Here is an 18661-nt window from a genome sequence, read left to right as displayed (position 1 = left end):
TTGTTTTCTTGATTAGCCTAATTGAGTTTTCAATATCATTTTAGTACAGATATCACGCTTCATGAATTGATTTTTCAGAGTCATAATTTCTATCCATTGAACGGAAATGCTCTTCTAGTTCCTCGAGTGTTCGTCCCTTAGTTTCCGGCATGAATTTGTACACAAAACCGATTGCCAAGATACCCAGAGCGACAAATATAAAGAAAGTAAAGGATAAGCCTGCAGAGCTAAGCATGATTGGAAAAGCAAAACCGATGATAAAGTTTAAAATCCAGAGGAAAAATACACTGATGCCAGAACCAAGCCCTCTTACTCTTTGCGGGAATATTTCTGCAATGACCAGCCATGTTACTGGTCCGACACAGCCCTGCATAAAGGCTAGAAATAAAACGGTCAAAGATAGCACGATATACGGGAGTGCTGCTGATCCATCAAGCACGATTGAGAATATGGCAATGAATAAAAGCGCTGTGGTCGTTCCTGATAAACCAATCATCAATATCGGACGCCGGTTCACCCTGCCAACCAGCCAAATGCCGATGATAACGGCAATGACTGATATCAATCCATTCCCAATATTAGCGATTAAAGCTGCCTTTGTACCAAAACCGGATTCTTGCAGGATTTGAGTGCCGTAATACATAATCGAATTGACGCCTGTGATTTGATTAACGATGGCAACACCGATCCCAATCCATAAAAGACGGCGCAGCCATGGTGTAGAGAACTCTTTGATCGATGCCTTCTCTACATTTGAATCTTTGACTGCCGCTGCTTGTATTTCTTTAAATTCTGCTTCTGCCCTTTTCTCGTCACGTATGAGTTTAAGAACGCGCAGCGCCTCGCTTTTTTTACCTTTAGAAGTTAGCCACCTCGGGCTCTCCGGAACCATGAGCATACTTGCAAATAATATGAGAGCCGGTATGGCACAAAGGACAAGCATGTATCTCCAAACATGCCCTGTATCAGCCATTGCAACACCAAGAATCGCATTAAAAACGTAGGCTAAAAATTGCCCGCCGACGATCATCAGTTCATTTTGCGTTACCATACGCCCTCTTTTCTCATACGGCGCCATTTCTGCTAAAAAGGCCGGTACCATTGATGATGCCCCACCGACAGCCAGTCCCAGCAAAAACCGAAAGATAACCATCGTTAAAACATCTGGCGCAAATGCTGTTCCGAGTGATGCCAGAAAGAATAAAAAGGAAAGATTAAGGATCATTTTACGTCTACCATAGCGGTCAGCCAATTTGCCGCACAGCAATGCACCAAACGCTGCTCCTAATAGAAGCATGCTTGTAACCAGCCCTTCTGTGACCGGTGTTAAGTTAAGTTGATCAGATCTTGCCATAAAAGGCAAGGCTCCATTTATAACTCCGGTGTCATATCCAAAGAGAAGCCCGCCAAATGTTGCTGAAATCATTATCAACTGTAAAAACGACCTGGGATTTCGTTGTTCTTTCATACCCTTTCCCCACCTTTATGAAGAATGTTTTATACATTTTTTCATTCTTGTCAACCGAGTGTGCTGGATTCACCCTTTCTCTTTTAAAGAGCAATACTCGTTTCAGCCAGTTTTTTTATTTCCCGAGACCTTATCAATCTGAAAATTAGCAATACTCAATGCAGCGAAGAGGCTTTTCGCAAAAACAGCCTAATTGAAATCGCTTTCAATTTTTTCACAAGAAACATATCCACTTTTTTGTTATGTCCTAGTTATATTTTTGTTACATTCTTGTTAGGTTTGATATTATCATAATTTTAAAAGCGTTTTCAGTCAATAAAAAACTTCTGAAGTTTTTTAGCAATTATAGGATTTTCCCAGATAAAACGCCTAACACCAGGAATACATACTAATCCCCTTATGCTCCGAATGATTTCAGGAAATTCAGCTGAACATGTTCTATTTTCATTATGTTATGGTTATGTTTTTGAAACCTTTTTGTGATATTTGAATATTGATCAAGAGCTTGTACTCAAATATAAACGTGTTAAGAAAAATTACATTCACAATAAATAGCGATATCATTATAATGAATGTTGATTGATTGAGATAGAAAGAAACAGAAGAAGGAGAAATGGAATTGAAGAAAGTAATGTTAGGCTTTAGTCTATTAGCTTTGAGTTTTTCTTTGGCAGCCTGCGGATTAAATGATACTGCTGAAAAAAGCCATTCACATCTTAAACAGCAAGTTGCCAAGAATTCTAAATCGGAAGCAAAAAAAGGCTTGGTGGATGTTGTATTAGAAAGGCCTGTTGACGGAGATACGATCAAAGTTAGCTATAACGGCAATATTGATACGGTTCGCTACTTGCTCATTGATACTCCAGAGACTAAAAAGCCACATTCATGTGTTCAGCCATATGGCGAGGATGCATCTAAACGAAACAAAGAATTGGTTAGCGGCGGCAAGCTGCAATTAGAATTTGATAAAGGAGAGCGCAGAGATAAATTCGGAAGGCTGTTAGCTTACGTTTATGTCGATGGCAAGTCTGTTCAAGAAACACTGTTAAAAGAAGGATTCGCCAGAGTAGCATATGTTTATGAGCCAAATACGAAATACATAGACCAGTTTAGAAAAGATGAACAGGAAGCACAAACGAAAAAACGTTCTATTTGGAGTAAAAACGGTTATGTGAATGCCAGAGGATTTAAAGGCTGTGTTAAGCAGCACTCCACTGAAAACCACAAGTGAAAAAAAGATATAGTTCGTGATAGACACCCTTTTGAATGAATATAATGCAATAAATCAAAAAAGAGGGTGCCTCACAAAAATGAATTCTCTACTAAAGAACAAAGACATGATTGCGATTATTAGAAATGGTCTTAGCATATCACAATACCCAAAGAACATAATTGTTGTTGGCGCCGGGTTGGCCGGGCTTGTTTCTGCATCTTTACTGAAGAATGCGGGACATAAAGTGACGATTCTGGAAGCGAGTGATAGAGTCGGGGGCAGGGTTTGCACGTTGCGATCTCCCTTCAGTGCCGGGCTGTATTTCAATGTTGGACCAATGCGCATTCCGGATATCCATACTCTAACCTTGGAATATATAAAAAGATTCAGCCTGCCAACTAGTGTATTTTTGAACAGAACTCCAATGGACATCATTTACGCCAATGGCATTCAAACACGTCTTCATCAATTTGAAAGCAATCCGGGTATCTTAAGATACCCAGTTGCAGCAAATGAACAAGGAAAAACGGCCGAAGAGCTGATGCTTTCTGTATTGCAGCCTATCCTCAATTTTATTTATGTAAATCCTGCGAGAAATTGGCGGATTGTTGAAACACAATACAGGAACCATTCGTTAGGCTCTTACTTGAATACTTATTTTTCATACGGTGCAATCGATATGATCGGCGTACTTTTGGATATGGAAGCATATATGGGGATGTCCCTTGTTGAAGTGTTACGGGAATCCATCTTTTATACGTCGCCAACTCGCTTCTATGAAATAACAGGCGGCATGGATCGGCTTCCTCAAGCATTTCTTCCTCAATTAAAAGAACATATTGTCTTCCATCATAAAATGGTGAAAATATCTCAAAACCAAAACAATGTTACGGTTAACTGCATTCATCAACAGACAGCAAAACATTTGGCAGTGACAGGCGATCTCGCTATCATAACCATTCCATTTTCAACATTGCGTTTTGTACAAGTTGAACCATATGATTCATTTTCCTATTATAAACGGCGGGCCATTCGTGAACTCAACTATATTGCCGCCACAAAAATCGGAATAGAGTTTAAGAGCCGTTTTTGGGAAAAAGCTGGGCAGCGCGGCGGCAAATCGATAACTGATCTTCCGATTAGATTTTCGTATTATCCCAGCATTGACATTGGATCGAATGGACATGCTGTCGTTGTAGCGAGTTACACATGGGCGGATGAGGCACTGATATGGGACAGTCTTTCAGAGGGAGAGCGCCTCCGCTATACGTTAATGAATTTATCGGAAATCTATGGTGATGTTGTATGGTCAGAGTTTGTGACCGGCGCTTCTTTTAGCTGGACCCAAAATCCATATTCAGCCGGGGGTTTCACAGCTTTCGAACCAGGACAGGAATTACAGCTGTATCCATACATCCCTGCCCCTGAAGGGAAAATACATTTCGCTGGAGAACACGCCTCACTTACTCACGCATGGATGCAAGGAGCGATTGAATCCGGAATACGAACGGCGTATGAAGTGAATCGTATAACTTAAATCCTACGTTTTTTATATCCGTTTTAGCGACTCCTTTAGATAGATTTGATATTGCTTTTTCATGACGAACATTGATTTTGTTGAATACTTACTATAGAAACAGCAATTAGATCGTGTAGCTTATCAAAAACACCCCTTCACATTTGATGTGAGGGGGTATTTGTGCGTAGAAAATACTTCAGATTTGATCGTAAATCAAAAGTTTGGTGATACCAAATCAGGATTTGAATCAAAACTTCAAAGGTTGATTTACTGCTTGAATTTCCTCCCAGATTGATTGAAGGTTGCGTTGTAATGAATTGACACGTTTCCAAATTATGAGTGAGTCTTGGTTGTATCGAATTTCTTGCCTTTTCGGAATAAAGCATTCCCAATTGCTACTCCACTGAGCACTAAACGCGCCGCCTCTATTGAGCGTCATACTGGTGTTCCCATAATCCTTCCGCAATTCATCGTCATAGCCATCTTGGGAGCCGATTTGAGCTGTAGTTTTGTCATCAAATGCCTTTGTTGATGATTAGCCGTTAATTGTTCTTTCGTTGATCCCCTGACAAAAAAATACACTCTTTACGAATCACACTTATATTAGTTTTTTCGAAAGCTCTTCAAGGCTGTATTTATATCCTTTGTGTGAGTGTAAATTTTCTTATACACATCGAATAGTGTTTTATATGTTTGAACATTTTGTTCCTTTGGATAAAATGTAGCAGCCTCACGAATGAACTGCTCTGCACACTCTTCAAGAGATTCAAACCACCTACTTCCAAAGGCAGCTAGCATAGCAGCACCCATGGCTGGGCCTTGTTCATTTGCCAACTTTATCACCCTCGCATTAAAAATATCAGCTTGCATTTGAAGCCACGTTTCATTTTTAGCTCCTCCACCAATAGAAACAACGGTATGCACTGATTTTCCCGCTTCTCGAAATAGCTCAATTGATTCATGTAAAGAGAATGTAATGCCTTCCATAACCGCCCTTAAAAAATGCTCTCTTTTATGTGCTCCATCCATTCCAATTAAGCTTCCCCGAATAGAAGAATCAGCATGTGGCGTTCTTTCACCTACCAAATAAGGAGTGTATAGCAGTCCATTTGCTCCTATTGGAATAGATTCCACCCCCTGCAATAATTGCTCAAATGATTCGTTTGGGGCAAACGTTCTTTTGAACCAGTCCAAGCTGTACCCTGCAGCGAGCGTGACTCCCATTGTATAAAAAGAATCCTTTTTTCCATGATTAAAAAAGTGCACTTTCCCTTTAAAGTCTCTCTCCTTGCCTTCTTCGTATGAAAGTATGACCCCTGACGTTCCAATACTGCATAATGTTTTTCCGGAAGAAAGAATGCCGGCTCCAATCGCACCACAAGCATTATCTGCTCCCCCAGCGTACACTTTTGTTTTTTCCAAGAGCCCTGTCTCAGCCGCAACGTTCGGAAGCAGCGATCCTACACAATCATAAGATTCAACAAGCGGAGGACAAATATCTGCAGAAATACCAAATCGATTGCAAATCTCATCGCTCCACTCCTTGCGAGTAATATGTAAAAGTAACGTTCCTGCTGCATCGGAGTATTCGGTGTGAATGGCACCGGTCATACGAAATCTCACATAGTCTTTTGGAAGCAAAAAAACAGCCGTTTTTTTAAAAAGTTCAGGCTCATGTTCCTTCACCCATAACATTTTAGGTAATGTAAACCCTTCTAAAACACGGTTTTTTGTGATGTTAAGCAGATTATCACCGAATTTCTCGGTCATCCTAATACATTGAGGCGTGGTTCTGGTGTCATTCCAAAGAATCGCATGACGTAACACCTGCCGATCCTGGTCAAGCAGTACTAACCCATGCATTTGTCCTGAATAACTTATCCCGTCAATATCCTTGGCTTGAACGTTGGATATGGAAACCAATTCAGCCAATGCATCAATTGTTTGCTGCACCCAGTCTTCAGGATTTTGCTCACTATATCCCGCCTTCTCTTGAATGAGCGGATAACTTTTGGACGTTTCTGCGCAAACCTTGCCGTTTTGATTGACTAAAATCGTTTTAACAGCACTCGTTCCAAGGTCTATCCCAATGACATACTTCATTTTTTCACCTCTTACCCTTATAAAAAACCATTCACTCTAAATAAATGTCCAGTTATAGAAATTACCCGTCATAACAATAAGCAAAAGGTAAGGAATCATGACGGGTAGTCTCAGGTATTAGCTAATCATGCTATACCTTTTTATAGCGGTTCTCTTTATCTGTTATACTTCTAAAATGTATTGGTTCAATATAGATTTTAATCGCTCCTGTCTTCCTGATTCGTTTTTGATTGCTGTATTATTTAGCGCATATTGCTCAAGAGTATGGAAATTAGCTCTTCCTTCTATAATTTCAAGACCTATTCCTTCAGTAAAGCTGCGATAACGATGTTGAATCACATCATCAAACACACGATCTTCGATCAATTTATGGGCTACTCTCAATCCTCTTGCAAATGCATCCATCCCCGCAACATGGGAATATATTAAATCATCAGGCTCAAAAGAAGACCTTCTGACCTTCGCATCGAAGTTTAATCCACCGCTTCCAAGGCCGCCATTTTGCAGGATTTCGTACATTGCTAATGTCGTAGAATATAAATCCGTCGGAAATTCATCTGTATCCCAGCCTAAAAGAGGATCACCTTGATTCGCGTCAACAGAGCCAAGAAGACCATGTACTCTTGCCATCCGTAATTCATGTTCAAATGTATGCCCGGCTAAGGTGGCATGATTGGCTTCAAGATTTAATTTAAAATGATTGTCTAATCCATATTGCTTTAAAAAGGCAATGGTTGTTGCTGCATCTGTATCATATTGATGAGTGGTTGGCTCTTTTGGTTTTGGCTCAATCAAAAACTGCCCTGTATATCCGATTTCCTTCGCATAATCCACTGCCATATGCATGAATCTCGCCAAATTATCAAGCTCCAATTTTAAATCGGTATTTAACAATGTTTCATATCCTTCACGGCCGCCCCAAAATACATAGTTCTCGGCGCCAAGCTCTTTTGCTGTTTCTAACCCTTTTTTTACTTGTGCTGCAGCATACGCAAACACATCTGCATTGCAGGAAGTCGCCGCACCATGAACGAAACGGGGATTCGTGAACATGTTTGCAGTATTCCATAATAGCTTAACGTTGCTAGTTCTCATATACTCTTTAATCATGCCCACGATGATATCTACATTTTGATTTGTCTCTTTTAACGTACTTCCTTCTGGTGCAACATCTCGGTCATGAAAAGCAAAGAATGGTGCATCTAGTTTTTCAAACATCTCAAATGCTGCTTCTACTCTCGCCTTCGCCAGATCCATTCCTTTATAATGATCCCATGGCCTTTGCATCGTAGCTGCCCCAAAAACGTCTGTTCCATCAGCGGTAAATGTATGCCAATAGGCAATAGAAAACCGCAAGTGCTCTTTCATCGTTTTTCCGCCGATTACTTCTTGGGAATTATAATATTTAAATGCTAAAGGATTAGTGGAATCTTTCCCTTCGTAAACCACTTTGTTTACGCTTTCAAAATAGTTGACTGAACTAGAATGAGATTGAGCCATGTTATTTCCCCCTTAAAAATCATTTCAAATACATGCGCGTTTTATTTCATATTGAAAGTAAGTTATCTATTAGTTTGTTGTTCGAACAAACTAACTTATTTTTATCTTATACCAACCTCATCAGTATTTTCAATATTTTTTTGTTTTTTATGAACACATTAGATATAGTAAAGGTAAGATTAGCTATGTACTATGTCTCATACTGAAAACAATACATTTCAACTTAATTTAAAGATTATACAAATGGAGTGGGTTAAGTGGTTATCGCTGATCAAACCTTTGTCAAAAAAGTAAATCAAAAGTTATTATTAAAAGAAATTCTTAAAAATTCACCTATTTCAAGAGCAAAATTATCTGAAAAGACTGGATTAAATAAATCAACTGTTTCATCACAGGTAAACACGTTAATGAAAGAAAATCTTGTATTTGAAATAGGTCAGGGACAATCAAGTGGCGGAAGAAGACCTGTCATGCTTGTTTTTAATAAAAAGGCAGGATACTCCGTAGGAATAGATGTTGGTGTGGATTATATTAATGGCATTTTAACAGACCTTGAAGGAACGATCGTTCTTGATCAACACCACCATTTGGAATCGAATTCTCCAGAAAAAACCAAAGACATTTTAATTGATATGATTCATCACTTGATTACGCATATGCCACAATCTCCATACGGGCTTACTGGTATAGGCATATGCGTGCCTGGACTAGTTGATAAAAATCAAAAAATTGTTTTCACTCCGAACTCCAACTGGAGAGATATTGACTTAAAATCTTTCATACAAGAGAAGTTCAATGTGCCCGTTTTTATTGAAAATGAGGCGAATGCTGGGGCATATGGAGAAAAAGTATTCGGCGCTGCAAAAAATCACGATAACATTATTTATGCAAGTGTCAGTACAGGGATAGGGATCGGTGTTATTATCAACAATGATTTATATAGAGGGGTAAGCGGATTCTCTGGAGAAATGGGACATATGACAATAGACTTTAATGGCCCTAAATGCAGTTGCGGAAACCGAGGCTGCTGGGAATTGTATGCTTCTGAGAAGGCTTTATTAAAATCTCTTCAGACTAAAGAGAAAAAAGTGTCCTATCAAGATATTATAGACCTTGCCCGCCGGAATGATATTGGAACTTTAAATGCATTACAGAATTTTGGATTCTATTTAGGAATAGGCCTTACCAATATTCTAAATACATTCAATCCTCAAGCCATCATTTTAAGAAACAGCATAATTGAATCGCATCCTATGGTTTTAAATTCAATTAGAAGTGAAGTGTCGTCCAGGGTTTATTCCCAATTAGGCAATAGCTATGAATTATTACCGTCTTTCTTAGGAAAAAATGCACCGGCATTAGGAATGTCCTCCATTGTTATTGATCATTTTCTGGATATGGTTACAATGTAATTTATGATTAAAATGTACAGATCTCTATGTCCTGCGCTCATCTTTAAAGATGAGCTTTTTGTTTGTTATATTGATGTTGAATAGGAGTATTTTTGAAGGATATGAAAAAAGGAGTTCTAAAATAGAAGTCTCCTTTTTTCATGAACAAATTATTTTTCTTTATAGCGAAAATATCTAAAGTCGGCCGGAATATGATTACCACTGGTATCTTGGCATTGCATCCCTACAAAGGCTCCCGTGAAAAATCCTCCTCCACGGATGTAATCATCTGATAATTTTTTCGATTCCAATGCAATGTCAATTTTATGCCAATCTTCTTTGTTAAAAGAATAAAAATAATAATAATTTTCCTTTTCAATATTTACTTTTAAATATACATACTTTACTTCACGAGGAATAACAATTTTATTTTTTAATGGTTGTGAGAAAGAAAAGTTATCACATATTGTTAATTCAAGAATACGGCCAAGGTCTTCATCATGCGTGACTTGAAGAGCCGTCCAGTTCTCTGTATTGTAATAGTTCACCAATCCAGCAGCTTGTTGAAAATTTTCCGGATAAAACTCAACAGCCGTTTCCGCTTCAAAATGGAGACTTTGCCAACGTCTGGCCACAAATGCCTGAGTAAATGTCGAGGTTAATGATTCATGGCCGTATAATCGCAAATGATTTGGCACTTGAGTCAATGAACCTAATTCATTCGTAAACGGGATCCTTAAAGTTTGAAAATTTATATTTAATGTTGAGTCCTCAAATTCATCAACTTCCGGGTACGTTGCTTGAAACATTATATTAGGTATAGAAGGCGCTTCTACCTCCAAGCTTCCTTCTTTTCCACCTACTACATAAGGCCATTCATCTTTCCAATCCAGTTTTTGAATAGCTGTTTCTCTGCCTAAAGGACAATATCCTCTCTGCTGAAAAATTGAATCATCGTCAGGATGAATAGGACGGCCCGTTAAATGAGCTAAATACCACTCATCTGTATGTGTTTGAACAATGGATGCATGACCGCATTTTTGCAATGGATTTCCAGGATCATGCCATGACGTTAAGATTGGATTATCGGGATGAACTTCATATGGACCCTCAATATTGGTAGAACGGGCAATTGTAGCAGCGTGTTCAAACCGTGTTCCTCCTTCTGCAGTCAATAAATAATAATAGTTCCCGATATGATAAAGGTGCGGAGCTTCTGTTAGTTTTCTATCGGTTCCTTTAAAAATAACTTTCGGTTTACCAATTAATTTTTTCTCCTCATCAGAATATTCCTGTATGACAATTCCTCCAAATGAATGCCGATCAATACGCTGATCCCATAACATATTTAATAAATATTTTTTTCCATCCGTATCATGGAACAAAGAAGCATCAAATCCTGAGCTATTTAATTTGATCGGATCCCCCCAATCACCATTAATCGTTTCACAAGTAACTAAATAATTATGACAATCTTTCCAAGCGCCATCTACTACCTTAACATCCGTATAGATCAGCCAAAACTTTCCGTCACTATAACTTAAACATGGTGCCCAAACCCCGCCTGAATTAGGGTTTCCTTTCATATCTAATTGTGAAACTCTTTGTAATGGATGTGCGACTAAGTGCCAATTCACTAAATCTTTTGAATGATGTATCTGGACACCTGGAAACCACTCGAATGTAGATACAGCGATATAATAATCCTCTCCTGCCCTACAAATACTTGGATCGGGATTGAATCCTTTAAGTACTGGATTGATAATCTTCATTTGAACTCCTCCTCAGCTATTTTCTTAATAGGCTTCTCTTATTTGGTGCCATTTTCATGCCTTGAATTCCTCAATATTATCCAAATAAATTTTATCTCTATTCTCTAATTCTCGTACCATTTTTTTGTATTTCTCTTCATCTAAGTTATAGAAATTAATATCAATCATGGCTAGAACCAGCAAGAACACGGGAATGATTGTTGCTGTAATTAAAATTCCCGTTAATGCCTCCGGGGTTTGTGTTTGATTTGCCACGTATCCAAACTTATCTAAAACCAACCCAGGAACAATCCCTCCCAGTGCCATACCGAATTTAAAGAAAAATCCGATAATAGCATAAATGAGGCCACCCATTCTTTTCCCAGTCCTATACTCTCCATATTCTATTGTTTCAGGAATGAGCGCCCACATATATCCCCCGGCAGTGAGACTTCCGGCAGCAGCAATTAATCGAAAGAAGAGTATTAGATATACATTACTTGGCGGAACAAATAGTAAAGCGAACAGGCCGATAATATTCAGTAATAATGCATAGTTTAGAAGTTTTTTCTTCCCCAATAATTGATGAAGCCTTGGAATAAACGGTAAAATGACCAAAGCAGGCAAACTTCCAATCAAACCGTACCACTTCACTAAATCCTCTCTTCCTAAGTTATATGTCACATAATAGATGCCAACTGAATTACTTATTGAATTCACTCCAAAAATAATAATAAAGAAAATGCTTAATACAACAAGTGGGCGATTCACACGAAATTGCTCAAATATATCCGATAATTTAATTTTCTCCTCAGACTTTTGAAGAGTGACACGCTCTTTTGTGCTTTTAAAACAAAAGATTAAAAGGCACCCACCTATCATTCCCAAAATACCCATGGTGAGCTGCCAGCCAAGAGATTCGTTGCCGGAAGTATCGCTTAAATAGGCAGCCAATAAGGGAACAAAAAATGCAACGACAAGTCCCCCAAGATTCGCAAATAACATACGAACAGATGTTATACTAACAACTTCTTGATTATTTCTAGTTATTGCAGAAGTTAACGCGCCATATGGAACGTTTATGGTTGTGTATGTAAGCGACAAGCCAACATAGGTCATATAGGCATATATTAATTTCCCCATATCTGAAAAATCTGGAGTTGTAAAACAGAGTAATGCAAGTACTACAAATGGGAAAGCTCCGAATAAAAGATACGGTCTAAAGCGTCCAAACCTGCTATTTGTTCTGTCTACTACTGTTCCAATAAAAGGATCAGCGAGAGCGTCGATAATTCTAACCACTAAGAACATAGTACCGGCTGCTGCTGCCGATAAACCAAATACATCTGTATAGAAGAACAAAAGATAAGTAGACACCGTTGCATAAATTAAATTACATGCAAAATCTCCAGAAGCATAGCCAACTTTTTCAGTCATGCTAATCTTCTTTACATTTTCACTGACCATGATTTTTCCTCCCTTTTCGATCATTAAAGTAGGAACAGTATGAAATGGTATAAAAATTTCTCAAACTCACCTCAGCCGGTAATTGTTTATAAAAGCGCTTTCAAAAAAATCGCAAAAAATATGAGTGGTTTAACTTCACAGATTATTCTTCATCGTACAAAATGATCTGATCAGCAAGCAGTAAATTCATCTTTTTTCGTTGCACTCGTATACTTGGGAAAACACTCTTTTGTTTTATATATTGTTTAGCTCCAATTGAATCGAGCCTTTTATTCCCCCTTTATATTTAGAAATAACCTTATCTTATGGAACTAATAAAGTCACCTTCATTAGTTTGTTGCTTGGATAAACTAACTTGACTTAATATTATAAAATCCTATCAACTTTTTCAATGTTTTTTCAGAAAATTTAAATCAGGCTGCAGCAAATATTGATCATTGCTTTTTTATACAGTCAGTTTCTCAATTATCCTGATTATTCTCTTTAAAAAGATTTACGAAGTAATGATCACATGAGTTTGTTTAATACCTAATAAGTTTAATTCATATAAACTTCACTCTGAACAAAATGATTATTTTATTACTGCACCAAAAACAAAAAGCAGTCTATTCAGATCTGCTCCTTAGTGTTCTCTTCTTTTAACTTTTTGTTTAGCTTGAAACCAATTAAGACATTGATCATCGCAGCTGGAAAATATAAAATTCCTGCTCCCATTATTCCTAACGCAGTGCTTGAACCTACTATAAAAGCCTGCATTTCTGTATTTCTTGACTTCAAACTAAGTAATACTAGAATACCCGCTAAAACCCCTATAAACCGAGCAATGCCTGGAATAAAGAAATCGGTTAGGATTCCAAATATTTGTCCAATAATTGATAACACAATCCCCATAAAACTGGATAATACAACTAATGTTTTGATAGCTTTTCACCCCTTTTTAAATCCGTTTCCAATATTAAACCGCTTTTGATACAGGTCTACAAGTATAGCAGCTCGCTCTACAAACCCTCTCAGCTGCCATGCTTTTTGACTCACCATTCTCTTTCCGCTCTATTCCAATACAAATAAACACTCCTTACCCTGCGACAATGGCGATTAGCTTTATTCAAAAACTCTGCAAAGAGCGGTGTATTCTTACATGAATGCCGGAGATGTGGAATAGAAAAGAGCATTTAACTTAATATTCTTTCAGAATTCTCACAGACTGTTTCCAGAAATTTATATACTTTACTTTTCTTGTTTAAGCTCTTTCTTTTTATTCCTTTTGTAACCTGCATAAGGGCCGCCAAAAATAGCTATAAACATGGCAATCCAAATAAAAATGTTCAAGTCAACTCCCCCAATTTTAAATAAAACACTTCTTTTATCATGACCCCTTTTCCTCTCCAATAAAAGCTCATACCGTGTTATGGTTTAATAAAACTTTCAAGGAGTGGTTCTTTGCTTAAAACTTCAAAAATTTTGATCTCATGTGTAGCTTTAATCCTATGCGTATATTCTTTATATAATCAAAGTGAATTCCTCTTGGTTTCTCTCCAAGTATTAGTTGCACTTCTCTTTGTTTTAATGGGAGTGGAGACACTTTCAAAAAAACAAACAAGGTCTGCGTATTTATTGTTCGGATCAGCGGCTTTTATACTTGTTGTGAACGTTGTGAAATGCATGATTTAAATAGTAAATAAACTAATTCCGCAGGCATATGGAATCCCAGAACCAATAAATTAACGCAGCGGCAATGCTCATTATGTAATAATTTAAGCTACTGAACACTGTAAGAGCACTAGGCGGATAATCAACAAACCAGAACACGAACACAGCTAAAAAAGCTACTGCAGTATAAATAAAAAAATGGATCAAACTGAACTTTCCGGGATTTCTTCTTAGTAATAATTGTAAGGGAAAAGCAAATATTAAGTAAGTGATAAAAGAGTAGAATGCAATGATGCCTATTGTGATTAAGGCGATCGCCATAAATCCCGAATAAACAAACATATACAAGCCAAAGACTAGACCATATGACAAACTCGAGAATACCAGAGTATAAACATAACTGTTTAACGTCTTTTGATTGAGGCTCAAATCAGCACCCCCTACCATGTATCCTTTTTAACCAGTTATCCAATTGTTCAAAATCTTCATCGATTTTCACGTCTTTTTAAAAATTAGACTCCGAATAACAAAGTTCCACCTATAAAAAAGAAGAAAGGGAATAGTAACAAAACTGAATTTAAGATGATTCCCCATATAGCCCACCGTTTATTTGTCTTTATTGAACCTAACGCCAGCATTATCCCTATAGGTGAGAGTAATAAAGGGAACAATACCGGCATTCCTTGCCACGGCATTGATATAATCCCAGTCAAAAAATTAATTATTAATATAGCTGATATAATTGGAAAAGCAAATGAAAAGATGACTGCAGCTTTTTTAAAATTCATATTAAAAGTAAATCTCCGTTCTCTTTAAATCGTATTTTTATTAAAAAATATATTAAGACGTCATTGTCTCCGTGCTATTGCTTCAACAACGCTTTATTTAATTTCGAGAGATGCTTCAAACCTTGCCTCAGATCACACTGCGCTTAATTCTTTTCTCATATTCTGAAAAGATGTTTTATCTTAATGGTTTTCTTTTCGTTAGTGTCAAGGAAGTGAAGAAGCTTAATGCCATTCTATTCTATGTATTGAGTAGACTTCAATTAAAATTTAAAAAGATCGGCAGATGCACGAACATCTAACCGATCTGCAATAGATAGCTGATTCGCGTACTTCCACAATCAAACACTCTGTGTTCTCCCGGTTCCGTTACAGTTTTCTTCGTTGTACTGTAGACGTTTCACTAGCTGGTGATGGCTTCACAACTATTGGCAGCTGTTAAAACCTTAGCGGTATACACTGTGCCAGATTTGATGGAAATTTTCTGATTAAGCCTCATATTCTTGTTCATTGGGATTAAGATTTGTTCGATGGAGGTTCAACATCATTGTATTAGGTTTACATCAATTACGTTATAAAAGGCATTAGAAGTATCCGCAACGTCCCACACCCCTAGAATGACATGATAACCACTGCGATCAGCAGGTACATAAATCTTATGAGAAAGATTAGTATCTGCCTTTGAACCATCGTGATCTACTGTTCCAATTAATTCAAACTCATCTCTTGTTAATGGTTTGTTTGGATTCCAATCTTTCTTGGTTATATAATAGTGCCACTTTGATGTTGCGTGAGGAGCAGTATAGTACCAAGTAAAGATGTTTAGACCCCCACGGATGTTTTGTTTTACCCAATGATCTGCAGTCTGCCTGTCTAACCCAAAGTCAATTTGACCAAAGCCTCCATTTGCCGATGCAATTTTTCCATCTGGCGGACCTCCGGCTGGAAACCCTTTTGGTCCTTCTACCGATTGAGGATTATCAACTACAGAACCATACTTTTGCGTAGCTGCCGTCCAACCAATTATTTGTTTTTCTAATGATCCCATGTACGCTCTACTAGCAGGTTCTTTTATATACCCGTGTGCAGATACATCACCTGCAAATAAAGTAGCACCCACACTTAGAACAGCAGTTAGAACAGCGCCTTTGATAAAACCCTTCATTACCAACTCATTCCTCCCTTTGCTGTAAAATTTTTCTCTTTCCTACTATAATAATTCATTATATGTCAGGTAAACTCCTTCTTTATTTTTGATGGCGTAACACTTAAAAAACTTCATACTCCCCAGCTCTTTTGTTCTTCCTACAGCTTTTTAATGTAATCACAGATGGCGAACTCTTTTTCAATCTCTGCTTTAACACATATCATCTGCAGTATCATTCAACCCAGCGGTATATTCTCAATCCCCTAATAACTAACAAAAGGATTTATTCAATCTTCTGTGATAGCCGAAAATTGTCAGAAAAAATCCTATAGCATGTGAGGCATTTAAAAATGAAATTTAAGGATTGTATTCAACTCATTATGAAATTCACACTGCTGTTTTCAGAATCCTTGTGAAAAAGGCAATTCAACATCAATCAAACGAAATAAAGTCATGACGTTTATAAGAATGGTGCGATGCTTTTTTTCCTTAGAAAATTCTTGTCTAAAGTTTTGTTCTTTTTAACTAAACGGGCAGGTATAATTAAACTATAAAAAGAAAACAAAACATCATAAGGAGGATTTTTGTGTTTCAAACCTTAGACCATTTTTTAAAATCTTGGGAGTTCGAAGCCGACGCTACACAGAAACTACTAAATAGTCTAACTGATGAATCACTTAAACAAGAAATTACTTCACAAAATTGGACTTTAGGCCGTATTGCGTGGCATACTGTTGCTGCCATTCGCATTATTACCTCAAACACAGACTTAACGTTTCATGCCCCTGCTGAAGATTATCCTGTTCCTACTTCGGCTCAGTTTATAGCAGACAGCTATCATCAAGCCAGTAATGCGTTTGTACAGGCATTAAAAACCCAATGGACTGATCATACACTTCAAGAACGTATCAACTTTATTGGTCAACAATTGCCAAATGGTTCACTTTTGATGTTTTTGATTCAACATCAAAATCACCATCGAGGACAAATGACTGTTCTTATGAGACAAGCAGGATTAACTGTTCCAGGTATTTATGGTCCAGCTAAAGAGGAATGGACAAAATCGGTTTGGAACCCCCGCAAATGTAAGTAGCCTTTATAACGAAGTTAACCTATTACAAAATATAAAAGCATGTTTCGGTGATTTTTTTTCAAAACATGCTCTTTCCTTTTGTTCATTTAATCAATGTTGATTAACATCAGAAATAATATCTGGCATTTTTCTAATCTCCTTTTTGAATAATATTTTGATACACATTAAAATGGGTAAAAATTTATCAGGTGATTTCTTTGAATAATGATCAAAAAGTTTCTCAACACTCTTCATTTATTTTTTCAACGATCATCGTGTTGTTGGTCGTAATCTTTCCTCAATACACTTCTTGGTTTGTGACTGTTTTCTTTTTGGGTTTTGCACTTATATATACTTTCCAAAAACATAAAGCAATTTCTTATATTTCATATTTCTTGTTCACCGTTGCGTTGGTTTACACATTAGTAAATATATAGTTTTAATCCTCCTAGAATTGTCTCAAATAAAATGCCCTGCATTTAAGAATGTCTCCTGCCATTTCATTTTATATATCATCGCTTATGTTCTAAGTAGGAGATGGTATTTTGTTTGTATCGCCAATGTTTCTGCCTTCAATATAGTTCAATTCCACTCTTCCTCTAAAATAGCGTAATAATATTCATCCCACCATTCTTTGCCTTCAGGAATACATTTTTTAAAAAAGCCTTCTCTTCTCATTCCAATCTTCTCCATAACTCGGTATGATGGAATATTCTCAGGTTGACACGTAGCTATAATCCTATGTAAGTTCATTTCTTTAAATCCATATTCCAAGATAGCTTGTGCTGCTTCAGAAGCATACCCTCTATTTTGATAATTCGGATTAAACACCCACCCAATCTCATATGTATGTTCACCAAAATACTTATAAAAAACAATATGACCTATAAGAAAATCTTCATCTTTTAATATTACAGGAAATTTTTCTGCGTTATCACCTTTGTTTTTCTTTACAAATGCTTTTGCATCTTCTTCAGTAAAAACCCCTTCTGGTATATACTTCATAACATTAATATCTGACGTATACTCATATACAGCTTTCCAATCTTTGAATTCAAATTCACGTATCAATAACCTTTTTGTTGTTATATGCATTAAAATAACTCCCATCAAAAATAATTGCACCTTAATCTTTATTCGATATTATGACAATAATAACCTCTTTAAATACTATCCTTACAAACATCTCAGCTGTATCTTCTTGTAGACTTCTGTGTAAGCCTTTAATTGGTCACGTAAATCGTTACTCTCATGCTCTAATCGCTTGACTTTCCGGTTTAATGATTCGATAATCGCGTCTTTATTATTTTCATTCATATCCCTTTGCAGCTTTCTTTTTTATTTTTAAAGCTCTTTACACAAAAAAAGAGGGTGGAGAGAATTTGGCCTAATGTGCACAGTAGGCATTGGAGATAACATGTTACTCAGTAAGCTTTGCGCTTGACCTGGAGAGCAAAAAAAAACGAAGAGTGGCATTGCACGTTGGAGATATGAAGATGTGCCAATTAAATCTTGTTTTAGCTGCGTTAGATGTTCTGGAAGCATCATTGATGTCCATTTGATTGTTCCTCTATCTCTAAGCATATCGACTCACT

General features: G+C 37.1%; 15 protein-coding genes and 4 pseudogenes. 7 read left to right on the top strand and 12 right to left on the bottom strand.

What is annotated here, in order from left to right; translation table 11 throughout:
• Positions 1-52: 52 nt before the first annotated feature.
• On the bottom strand, positions 53-1468 hold the full coding sequence (locus tag UJ203_RS05215) for a sugar porter family MFS transporter (protein ID WP_322008882.1): 1416 nt from the start codon (positions 1466-1468) through the stop codon (positions 53-55).
• 619 nt (positions 1469-2087) lie between these two features.
• On the opposite strand from UJ203_RS05215, the gene UJ203_RS05210 reads away from it, so the two are divergent.
• Together UJ203_RS05210 and UJ203_RS05205 are read left to right on the top strand one after the other, a co-directional pair.
• Positions 2088-2699 carry a thermonuclease family protein gene (locus UJ203_RS05210; protein WP_415859177.1) on the top strand — a complete coding sequence of 204 codons (612 nt, stop codon included), beginning with the start codon at positions 2088-2090 and terminating at the stop codon, positions 2697-2699.
• Between the two features lie 79 nt (positions 2700-2778).
• Complete coding sequence (locus tag UJ203_RS05205; RefSeq protein ID WP_322008880.1) at positions 2779-4218, top strand: flavin monoamine oxidase family protein; 1440 nt, start codon at positions 2779-2781, stop codon at positions 4216-4218.
• Between the two features lie 318 nt (positions 4219-4536).
• On the opposite strand, the pseudogene UJ203_RS05200 reads toward UJ203_RS05205, so the two are convergent.
• From UJ203_RS05200 to xylA, 3 genes and pseudogenes are all read right to left on the bottom strand, one after another.
• Positions 4537-4702, bottom strand: a pseudogene (locus UJ203_RS05200) (1,4-beta-xylanase); the annotation flags it as partial.
• 101 nt (positions 4703-4803) lie between these two features.
• Positions 4804-6303 carry a xylulokinase gene (gene xylB / locus UJ203_RS05195; RefSeq protein WP_322008878.1) on the bottom strand — a complete coding sequence of 500 codons (1500 nt, stop codon included), beginning with the start codon at positions 6301-6303 and terminating at the stop codon, positions 4804-4806.
• Between the two features lie 162 nt (positions 6304-6465).
• The gene (xylA, locus tag UJ203_RS05190; RefSeq protein WP_322008876.1) at positions 6466-7803 is read right to left on the bottom strand and encodes a xylose isomerase; all 1338 of its coding nucleotides are present in this window, start codon (positions 7801-7803) and stop codon (positions 6466-6468) included.
• 257 nt (positions 7804-8060) lie between these two features.
• Here xylA and UJ203_RS05185 point away from each other — a divergent pair, with 257 nt between their 5' ends.
• The gene (locus tag UJ203_RS05185) at positions 8061-9215 is read left to right on the top strand and encodes a xylose repressor (protein WP_322008874.1); all 1155 of its coding nucleotides are present in this window, start codon (positions 8061-8063) and stop codon (positions 9213-9215) included.
• A 149-nt stretch (positions 9216-9364) separates the two neighbouring features.
• Here the strand turns inward: UJ203_RS05185 and xynB are convergent, their stop codons facing one another.
• From xynB to UJ203_RS05170, 3 genes are all read right to left on the bottom strand, one after another.
• The gene (xynB, locus tag UJ203_RS05180; protein WP_322008872.1) at positions 9365-10966 is read right to left on the bottom strand and encodes a xylan 1,4-beta-xylosidase; all 1602 of its coding nucleotides are present in this window, start codon (positions 10964-10966) and stop codon (positions 9365-9367) included.
• A gap of 54 nt (positions 10967-11020) precedes the next feature.
• Entirely contained in the window at positions 11021-12412 is a 1392-nt protein-coding gene (locus UJ203_RS05175; protein ID WP_322008870.1) for an MFS transporter, read from the bottom strand.
• A gap of 609 nt (positions 12413-13021) precedes the next feature.
• Positions 13022-13303: a permease gene (locus UJ203_RS05170; protein ID WP_322008868.1), complete on the bottom strand. Its 282-nt coding sequence runs from the start codon at positions 13301-13303 to the stop codon at positions 13022-13024.
• 549 nt (positions 13304-13852) lie between these two features.
• On the opposite strand from UJ203_RS05170, the gene UJ203_RS05160 reads away from it, so the two are divergent.
• Positions 13853-14083 (top strand): hypothetical protein, encoded by a 231-nt coding sequence (locus UJ203_RS05160; protein ID WP_105955058.1) that lies wholly within the window; start codon positions 13853-13855, stop codon positions 14081-14083.
• A 12-nt stretch (positions 14084-14095) separates the two neighbouring features.
• Here UJ203_RS05160 and UJ203_RS05155 read toward each other — a convergent pair whose 3' ends face one another.
• The 3 genes from UJ203_RS05155 to UJ203_RS05145 form a co-directional block, all read right to left on the bottom strand.
• Positions 14096-14491: a UPF0715 family protein gene (locus tag UJ203_RS05155; RefSeq protein ID WP_322008866.1), complete on the bottom strand. Its 396-nt coding sequence runs from the start codon at positions 14489-14491 to the stop codon at positions 14096-14098.
• An 83-nt stretch (positions 14492-14574) separates the two neighbouring features.
• Entirely contained in the window at positions 14575-14850 is a 276-nt protein-coding gene (locus UJ203_RS05150; RefSeq protein WP_322008864.1) for a hypothetical protein, read from the bottom strand.
• Positions 14851-15391: 541 nt separating this feature from the next.
• A complete protein-coding gene (locus tag UJ203_RS05145) occupies positions 15392-16012 on the bottom strand; it encodes a lytic polysaccharide monooxygenase (RefSeq protein WP_105992038.1) in 621 nt (206 codons plus the stop codon).
• A 568-nt stretch (positions 16013-16580) separates the two neighbouring features.
• On the opposite strand from UJ203_RS05145, the pseudogene UJ203_RS05140 reads away from it, so the two are divergent.
• Positions 16581-17083: pseudogene (locus tag UJ203_RS05140) on the top strand (DinB family protein).
• A gap of 201 nt (positions 17084-17284) precedes the next feature.
• Complete coding sequence (locus UJ203_RS05135) at positions 17285-17503, top strand: hypothetical protein (RefSeq protein ID WP_322008861.1); 219 nt, start codon at positions 17285-17287, stop codon at positions 17501-17503.
• 145 nt (positions 17504-17648) lie between these two features.
• Here UJ203_RS05135 and UJ203_RS05130 read toward each other — a convergent pair whose 3' ends face one another.
• Positions 17649-18161, bottom strand: a complete 513-nt coding sequence (locus tag UJ203_RS05130) for a GNAT family protein (RefSeq protein ID WP_322008859.1) — start codon at positions 18159-18161, stop codon at positions 17649-17651.
• A 277-nt stretch (positions 18162-18438) separates the two neighbouring features.
• On the opposite strand from UJ203_RS05130, the pseudogene UJ203_RS05125 reads away from it, so the two are divergent.
• A pseudogene (locus UJ203_RS05125) lies at positions 18439-18576 on the top strand (UV damage repair protein UvrX); the annotation flags it as partial.
• On the opposite strand, the pseudogene UJ203_RS05120 reads toward UJ203_RS05125, so the two are convergent.
• Positions 18561-18650, bottom strand: a pseudogene (locus UJ203_RS05120) (YolD-like family protein); the annotation flags it as partial. The pseudogenes UJ203_RS05125 and UJ203_RS05120 overlap by 16 nt on opposite strands.
• Positions 18651-18661: the final 11 nt, after the last annotated feature.

This window comes from Bacillus sp. V26 (assembly GCF_034296245.1).
Classification (GTDB): Bacteria; Bacillota; Bacilli; order Bacillales; family Bacillaceae; genus Bacillus; species Bacillus halotolerans.
This window is presented reverse-complemented; position numbering and strand designations above follow the sequence as displayed.

Coding starts and splice junctions, on each gene's coding strand:
- UJ203_RS05215 (WP_322008882.1), bottom strand. CDS start 1,468: ATGAAAGAACAACGAAATCCCAGGTCGTTTTTACAGTTGATAATGATT.
- UJ203_RS05205 (WP_322008880.1), top strand. CDS start 2,779: ATGAATTCTCTACTAAAGAACAAAGACATGATTGCGATTATTAGAAAT.
- xylB (WP_322008878.1), bottom strand. CDS start 6,303: ATGAAGTATGTCATTGGGATAGACCTTGGAACGAGTGCTGTTAAAACG.
- xylA (WP_322008876.1), bottom strand. CDS start 7,803: ATGGCTCAATCTCATTCTAGTTCAGTCAACTATTTTGAAAGCGTAAAC.
- xynB (WP_322008872.1), bottom strand. CDS start 10,966: ATGAAGATTATCAATCCAGTACTTAAAGGATTCAATCCCGATCCAAGT.
- UJ203_RS05175 (WP_322008870.1), bottom strand. CDS start 12,412: ATGGTCAGTGAAAATGTAAAGAAGATTAGCATGACTGAAAAAGTTGGC.
- UJ203_RS05170 (WP_322008868.1), bottom strand. CDS start 13,303: ATGGGGATTGTGTTATCAATTATTGGACAAATATTTGGAATCCTAACC.
- UJ203_RS05150 (WP_322008864.1), bottom strand. CDS start 14,850: ATGAATTTTAAAAAAGCTGCAGTCATCTTTTCATTTGCTTTTCCAATT.
- UJ203_RS05145 (WP_105992038.1), bottom strand. CDS start 16,012: ATGAAGGGTTTTATCAAAGGCGCTGTTCTAACTGCTGTTCTAAGTGTG.
- UJ203_RS05130 (WP_322008859.1), bottom strand. CDS start 18,161: ATGCATATAACAACAAAAAGGTTATTGATACGTGAATTTGAATTCAAA.